This is a genomic window from Maricaulis salignorans, from assembly GCF_900103475.1.
GTDB lineage: Bacteria > Pseudomonadota > Alphaproteobacteria > Caulobacterales > Maricaulaceae > Maricaulis > Maricaulis salignorans.
Genome location: NZ_FNHG01000019.1, coordinates 57,323 through 64,210 on the forward strand (window position 1 = coordinate 57,323; position 6,888 = coordinate 64,210).

The window sequence follows — 6,888 nt, forward strand, 5'->3', positions numbered from 1 at the left end:
GCGAGCCTGTGTCAGTCGGCGCTGCGCGCGGCGAGCGTGTCGGCGATATAGGCGTCGACCAGTTCCTCGAGCAGGGTCAGCGGCACCGAGCCATGGGTCAGGACCACATCGTGGAACTCGCCCCAGTCGAAATCATCGCCGAGCTGATCCATCGCCCGCTGGCGCAGTTCCAGAATGGTGAGCATGCCGATCTTGTAGGACACGGCCTGGCCGGGCCAGACGATGTAGCGGCGGATCTCGCTCTGGATATCGGTGTCGGCCATCGGCGTGTTTTCGGTCATGTAGTCGACGGCCTGCTGCTCGGTCCAGTGCAGATCGTGAATGCCGGTATCGACGACCAGACGCGCCGCCCGGAAGACTTCATAGGAGAGACGACCGAAATCCATATAGGGGTCGGTAAAGAAGCCCATGTCCTTGCCGAGATTTTCGGCATAGAGCGCCCAGCCCTCGCCATAGGCGGAATACCAGGTCAGGCGCTGGAACATCGGCGCGCCTTCGAGCTCCTGGGCCAGCGAGCTCTGGAAATGGTGGCCCGGCGCGCCCTCATGATAGGCGAGCGTTTCCATCTGATAGGTCGGGCTTTCGGCCATGTTGGCGAGGTTGATGTAATAGGCACCGGGGCGGGTGCCATCGAGCGAGCCGGGTTCGTAGAAGGCACCGGTCGCGGTGGTGATGCGGTATTCCTCGACGGCGCGCACTTCCAGGTCAGCCGCCGGCAATTGCCCGAAATAGTCGGGCGCCGCGTCCATGACGCGATCAATGATCGCGGTGGCGTCGGCGAGATAGGCGGCGCGGCCCTCATCGGTATCGGCATAGTAGAATTGCGGATCGGTGCGCAGGAAGGCGAAGAATTCCTGCAGCGTGCCTTCAAAGCCGACCTGTTCCATGATGGCGCGCATTTCGCCATGGATGCGGGCAACCTCGTCCAGGCCGGTCTGGTGGATATCGGCCGCGCTGAGGTCGGTGCGGGTGGTGTAATTGGTCAGCTGGCTGCGATAATATTCTCCGCCGTCGGGCAGGGCCCAGGCGCCGTCATTGCGGCCGTCGGCCAATTCGGCATGACGCTCCATCACCTCGATCAGGTGCTGGTAGGCCGGTGCGACACCATCGGTCAGGGCCGTGATGGCCCGATCGATCAGACCGGTTTTCGCGGCATCATCGATTTCGAGCGCTTCGACCTTGGCGCGGAAATCGGCCAGGATCGGCGAATCCACGCCAGTCTCGTCGAAGGGCGCCCCCGTGATGAAACGCTGTGCCGCTCCGATCACGATCGGATAGGCAAAGGCTGGCGCGACAATCCCGGCCTGGGCCTGCTCGTCGGCCTGCATGGTGTGGATTTCGAGCGTGTCGCCAAGGCTCGACAACCGGCTGAGATAAGCCTCGGCCTGATCGAGGTTTTCCACCTTGTGATAGCCGATCAGCAGGGTTGGCATGCCGGTGTGCGGGCCGAAGAACTGGGTGAAGGTATAATTATGGTCGCGGAACTCGCCCTGCTGGGCGTCGTTGGCGGCGATGAATTCGGCGAAGCGCCAGCTGACCTGGGCGTCTTCGGTCAGCGCGTCATACTCGAAATTTTCCTGCATATAGCGCAAGCGATCGGCGGCGCGCTGGAGCCCGGCGCGGAAGGCGGCCTCGGAGGGGTCATCCCATTGGCCATAGGCTTCCAGATCGTCGAGCATGCCCAGATAGGTCTTGCCTTCGGGCGAGAAGGCGAGCTCGGCCGCGAACTGCTCGTCGAACCAGGCATTGAGACGCTCGGTCTCTGTCTGAACCGCAGCGGTCTCGGCGACGGAAGCGGCCGTTGGTGCGGCGGGAGCTTCGCTGGTTTGTGGCGAGCACGCGGCGAGTAGAACCAGTGCGCTGGTGCTGGTTAGAAATGACCGAAATGACATGGCTGCTGATCCCCGGAAAGGTTAAGAATTGACTCTTTCTTAACGTGCCGGGGCCAAGCGTAAAGATAATTAACCGTAACAACGATTCTCTTGACCGGCTGAGGCCTGACACGTGACCGGACCTGAAGTCCTCGACTTTGCACGCGATGCTATCTGGCTGACTCTCGCCATGGCAGGTCCGATCATGTTGACCGGGCTGACCGTCGGTATCGTGATCGCGCTCTTCCAGGCCCTGACCCAGATTCAGGAAATGACACTGGTCTTCGTGCCCAAGATCATCGCCATTTTCGTCTCGATGCTGATCTTCATGCCCCTGATGGGCGCGCTGTTGTCCGCCTTCATGGCCGGGGTCATCGAGCGGATCGTCAATCCATGATTCCTGATCTGCCAGGCCTGGTCTTCGCCGCCGGACTGGTGTTCGCGCGTGTCGGATCAATTCTGATGTTGATGCCCGGCTTTGCCGAACCGAGCATCCCGGTGCGGATCCGGCTTTCCTTTGCCTTGCTGGTCGCGCTGATTCTCGGCCCGATCATCTCGCCCATCCTGCCCCCGATGCCAGCGGAACCTCTGCCGATTGCCGGCCTGGTGATCGGTGAAATGCTGATCGGGCTGATGATTGGCGGCATTGCCCGCATGCTGATGGCGATGGCGGCGATTGCCGGCCAGGTAATCGGTATGCAGAGCGGGCTCGCCTTCGCCCAGACCTTCGATCCCTCCCAGGGGCAGCAGGGCGCGATTTTCGCCACCTTGCTCAACCTGACCTTCCTGATCCTGATGTTCGCGACCAATCTGCACCATCTGCTGCTCCTGACGACGAGTAATTCCTATCTCGTCTTCCCGCCGGGCGAATTGCCACCCATGGCCGATGCCGCTGCCTGGGCGCTGCAGGCCTTCACCGATGCCTTCCGGCTCGGCATCCAGATTGCGGCGCCGATGATCGTGTTCGGACTGGTTTTCTACCTGGCACTGGGCGTGCTCTCGCGCCTGATGCCGCAGGCCCAGATCTTCTTCATCGCCATGCCGTCCAACATCATGGTCGGCCTGTTCATCCTCACGATTTCGCTTGGCGCCATGAGCGCCGTCTGGCTCGACCGCATGCGCCAGTTCGCGATTGATCTGAACTGAGGGGGGCGAGATGGCCGAAGGCGAAGACGAAAGTCAGAAAACCGAGGAACCGACCCAGAAAAAGCTCGATGATGCACGCGAGAAGGGCGATGTCGCCAAATCGCAGGAGATCCCCGGCTGGTTCATTCTGGCGGCCGGCCTGGCCCTGCTCAGCTTCATCTTCCCGTCGATGGCCCGCAATCTCGCCGGCGCGCTGGTCGTGTATCTCGAACAGCCTGACGCCTTCGCGGTGGAGCCACATGCCGTGCTCTCAATGATGCGTCAGACGGCCTGGCATGTCGCGGTGATTGTCGGTGTGCCGATCCTGGTGCTGGCCGGGGCCGGTTTCGCCGGACACTATCTGCAGCAAGGCATGATCTTCACGACCGAGAAGATGCAACCCAAGCTGTCCAAGATCAATCCGGTCGAGGGTTTCAAACGCGTATTCGGGCCGCAGGGTGTCGCCAACTTCCTCAAGGGGATTGGCAAGATGGCCCTGGTCGGGCTGGCGGTGTTTGTCGTGCTGTTCCCGAAGCGCGATCTGCTGGCCGGCATGCCCGCACTCGACGTCTCGGACATCCTGGTTCTGGTGCGTCAGATCTCGATTGAATTGATGCTCGCCTGTCTCGTGGTCTATGCGATGATCGCTGCGGCCGATTTTGCCTTCCAGAAACAGAGTTTCATGAAGCGCAATCGCATGTCGAAACAGGAAATCAAGGACGAGCACAAGAATTCCGAGGGCGACCCCCACGTCAAGGCGAAGCTGCGCCAATTGCGTCATGAGCGCTCACAGCGCCGGATGATGGCGCGGGTGCCGGAGGCGACCGTCATCATCACCAATCCGACCCATTACGCGGTGGCGCTCCTGTATGAGCAGGGCAAGACCTCGGCACCGATCTGCCTCGCGCTGGGGGTGGATGAGGTTGCGCTGCGGATTCGCGAAATGGCGAAGGAGCATGACATCCCGATCGTCGAGGATCCGCCGCTGGCGCGGGCCCTGTTCGCGACCGCCGAGCTGGACCAGGAAATTCCCGTCGACCACTTCAAGGCCGTGGCCAAGATTATCGGCTATGTGCTGTCGCTTTCACGCGGTCGCGCACAATACGCTCCGAGCGAGTAGTCTGTACCCGACGTTTTTTGATTCGTGCTGGAGCCTCCCATGGCTGAACTGCCCGCCCATGATCCCGCCGCCCAGCAAGCCGCTGAGCGCAAGTCCTTCTGGTCGAAGCCCTTTGGCCGCGTCGCCTTCTGGGTCTGCGTCTTCATCGTCGTGCTGGCCGCCCTGGCGGCCCTGTTCGCCGCAGGTCAGGATGGCTGGCAGGGTTTCGTCCTGCTCTCGGGCCTGGCCGCGATCGGTTTCCTGGTGCTCTACGCCATCGCCGCCGGTGAAACCGCCGGGCGCAGCATGCGCAAACGCATCAATCAGAACCAGGCGCCCAGCCCGGCCATGCTGGCCGGCCAGGCGATGGAATCCTTTCCCGATCCGGTCCTGATGACCGATCAACGCGGTGCAGCACGCTGGGCCAATGCGGCCTATCGCGAGCTGGCCAAGGCGACGACCGGTTTCGGCCAAAGCTTCGGCATACCCGGGATTGACCGTATCTGGGCTGGCGCCGGTGGCGGTGATGGCGCGGTCTACCGGCTGGCCCGCGCCGCGGCGCGCGGCGAGGGCGCCTGCGAAATGCTGCCGCCGCTCGACCTCGCCGATGGCGCGATCGGCCAGTTTCACCTCGAAGCCCTGCCGCAGCCCGACCAGATGATCCTGTGGCGGCTGACACCGATCGGCGACCGCTCCATGGGCCAGGCCTCCTCCATGGCGGACTGGTCGCAGCACGCTCCGGTCGGCCTGTTCTCGCTGCGCGCCAGCGGCGAGATCGCGATGGGCAATGCGACCTTGCGCGAATGGCTCGGCCTGATTGATGGCCAGGGATTTCCCATGCTCGGCGATGTGCTGACCGGCGATGGCGCCAAATCGGTGCTGCAGACGCGGGGCGGCGAGGGCGTGACCCGTGTCGATTGCCGTCTGCGGGCCCGCGACGGCATTGAAAGCCCGGTCGTGGTGGCGATTGAATGGGCGCCCGGCGAACCGTCGATCGGCCGTGGCGTGCTCTATGGCATGTCCCCGACCGGCTCGCCGCCGGGTGTGGCCCAGTCGATGGGCGAGGCACGACCCGCCGGCCGCACGCTCGATGACATGTTTGCCAGTGCGCCCTTCGGTGTTGTGCGCCTCGACGGCGCCGACCCGGAAAGCGCGATGATCGAGGACGTCAATCCGGCCCTGGTCCAGCTTTCGGGCGGCAAGGCGATCCCCGGGGTCAAGTTCCGCGAGATTTTCAACTGGGAAGACGGCCGTTCGGCGACTGATGCCTTTGCGGTCGCGATGGCGGGCGGCAAGGAGCCGGCCGAGGCGCGGCTGGCGAGCGAGGCGGCGACCTATGTCCACCTCGCTTTTGCGCCGGCCCGAGGCGGCAAGCGCGTCGCCTACATTATTGATGTGACGGCGTGGAAGGAGCTCGAGCGGCAATTCTCCCAGGCCAACAAGATGCAGGCGGTTGGCCAGCTGGCCGGCGGTGTGGCGCACGACTTCAACAATCTGCTCACCGCCGTGCGGCTCAATTGCGATGAATTGCTCAATCGTCACCCGGTCGGTGATCCCGATTATGGCGAGCTGCAATCGATCAACCAGACCGTGGTTCGCGCCGCCGGCCTGGTGCGCAAACTGCTCGCCTTCTCGCGCAAGCAGACCTTCCGCATGGAAGCGATGGATATTGGCGATCTCCTGTCGGACGTCTCGGTCCTGTTGCGCCAGATCGTCGAAGAGACGGTACGGCTCGACATCATCCATGGCCGCGATGTGCCCCTGATCAAGGTCGATAAGGGCCAGCTGGAAACCGCCATTATCAATCTGGCTGCCAATGCCCGTGACGCCATGCGTGACCAGGGCGGTGGCTCGCTGGTGATCCGCACCTCGGTGCTCTCTGATGAGGAAGTCCGCAAGGCCGGCGGCCCCAATCCGCGGCCGGGTCCCTGGGTGTCGATCGCCGTCAGCGATGAAGGCCATGGCATGGACGCCGAAACGCTGGAGAAGATCTTCGAGCCTTTCTTCACCACCAAGGAGGCGGGCAAGGGCACCGGTCTTGGCCTGGCGACCGTCTACGGCATCGTCAAGCAGTCGGGCGGTTTCCTGTTCGCCAATTCGGAAGTCGGCAAGGGCACGACTTTCACGATCTATCTGCCCGGACATGTGCCGAGCGAAGCGGAGACCGCCGAATTCAAACAGGCCGAAGAGGCGCGCACCGTCGAACCGGCGCCGTCCGACCTCTCCGGCCATGGCCGTATCCTGCTGGTCGAGGACGAGGATGCGGTGCGCAATATCGCCGCCAAGACCCTGGTCAAGCGCGGCTATGAGGTGGTCGAGGCCTGCGATGGCGAGGAGGCCTATGAGATCCTTGAGGATGATGAGGAAGGCTTTGACCTCCTTCTGTCCGATGTCGTGATGCCCGGGCTGGATGGCCCCGGCCTGCTGCAAAAGGCGCGGCATATGCTGACCGATACCCGCGTGGTCTTCATCTCCGGCTATGCCGCCGAGGAATTCTCCAAGACGCTGTCGGAAGAACAGGAAGTCTCCTTCCTGCCCAAACCCTTTACGCTGATCCAGCTGGCCGAGAAGGTGAAGCAGGAGATGCTCAAGCGCGCCGAAAAAGGCTGACCGCACACGAAAATCTCCACGCGGCTCGCCGCTGGAGGTTTGAGTGGGCCTCCCTGGGATGGGAGGGTGCGGGACGCCGGCGAATGCCGGTAACCGGTAATGTAAGTAGCGTGACATTCGAGACGTCCCGCACGTGCAGTTTTCCCGTGGCGTCTCCACCGCCGTTTCCAATCCAGAAAGGTA

At 63.0% G+C, this 6,888-nt stretch carries 5 protein-coding genes; 4 read left to right on the forward strand and 1 reads right to left on the reverse strand.

Translation table 11 applies throughout. From position 1 onward, the window contains the following. Positions 1-11: 11 nt before the first annotated feature. Positions 12-1,892, reverse strand: a complete 1,881-nt coding sequence (locus tag BLT42_RS12935; protein WP_091771464.1) for a DUF885 domain-containing protein — start codon at positions 1,890-1,892, stop codon at positions 12-14. Positions 1,893-2,004: 112 nt separating this feature from the next. On the opposite strand from BLT42_RS12935, the gene fliQ reads away from it, so the two are divergent. The 4 genes from fliQ to BLT42_RS12955 are packed head-to-tail and all read left to right on the forward strand — an operon-like array spanning position 2,005 to position 6,705. After that, entirely contained in the window at positions 2,005-2,268 is a 264-nt protein-coding gene (fliQ, locus tag BLT42_RS12940; protein ID WP_091771466.1) for a flagellar biosynthesis protein FliQ, read from the forward strand. Beyond that, positions 2,265-3,017, forward strand: coding sequence for a flagellar biosynthetic protein FliR (gene fliR / locus BLT42_RS12945; protein ID WP_091771468.1), 753 nt, complete (start codon positions 2,265-2,267; stop codon positions 3,015-3,017). The genes fliQ and fliR overlap by 4 nt, the downstream gene beginning before the upstream one ends. A 10-nt stretch (positions 3,018-3,027) precedes the next feature. Next, positions 3,028-4,116: a flagellar biosynthesis protein FlhB gene (flhB, locus tag BLT42_RS12950; RefSeq protein WP_091771470.1), complete on the forward strand. Its 1,089-nt coding sequence runs from the start codon at positions 3,028-3,030 to the stop codon at positions 4,114-4,116. 39 nt (positions 4,117-4,155) lie between these two features. Continuing rightward, positions 4,156-6,705, forward strand: coding sequence for an ATP-binding protein (locus BLT42_RS12955; RefSeq protein ID WP_091771472.1), 2,550 nt, complete (start codon positions 4,156-4,158; stop codon positions 6,703-6,705). Positions 6,706-6,888: the final 183 nt, after the last annotated feature.

Bases quoted from the DNA above. Each gene is read 5' to 3' on its own strand.
- BLT42_RS12955 (WP_091771472.1), top strand. From the start codon at position 4,156: ATGGCTGAACTGCCCGCCCATGATCCCGCCGCCCAGCAAGCCGCTGAG.
- BLT42_RS12935 (WP_091771464.1), bottom strand. From the start codon at position 1,892: ATGTCATTTCGGTCATTTCTAACCAGCACCAGCGCACTGGTTCTACTC.
- fliR (WP_091771468.1), top strand. From the start codon at position 2,265: ATGATTCCTGATCTGCCAGGCCTGGTCTTCGCCGCCGGACTGGTGTTC.
- flhB (WP_091771470.1), top strand. From the start codon at position 3,028: ATGGCCGAAGGCGAAGACGAAAGTCAGAAAACCGAGGAACCGACCCAG.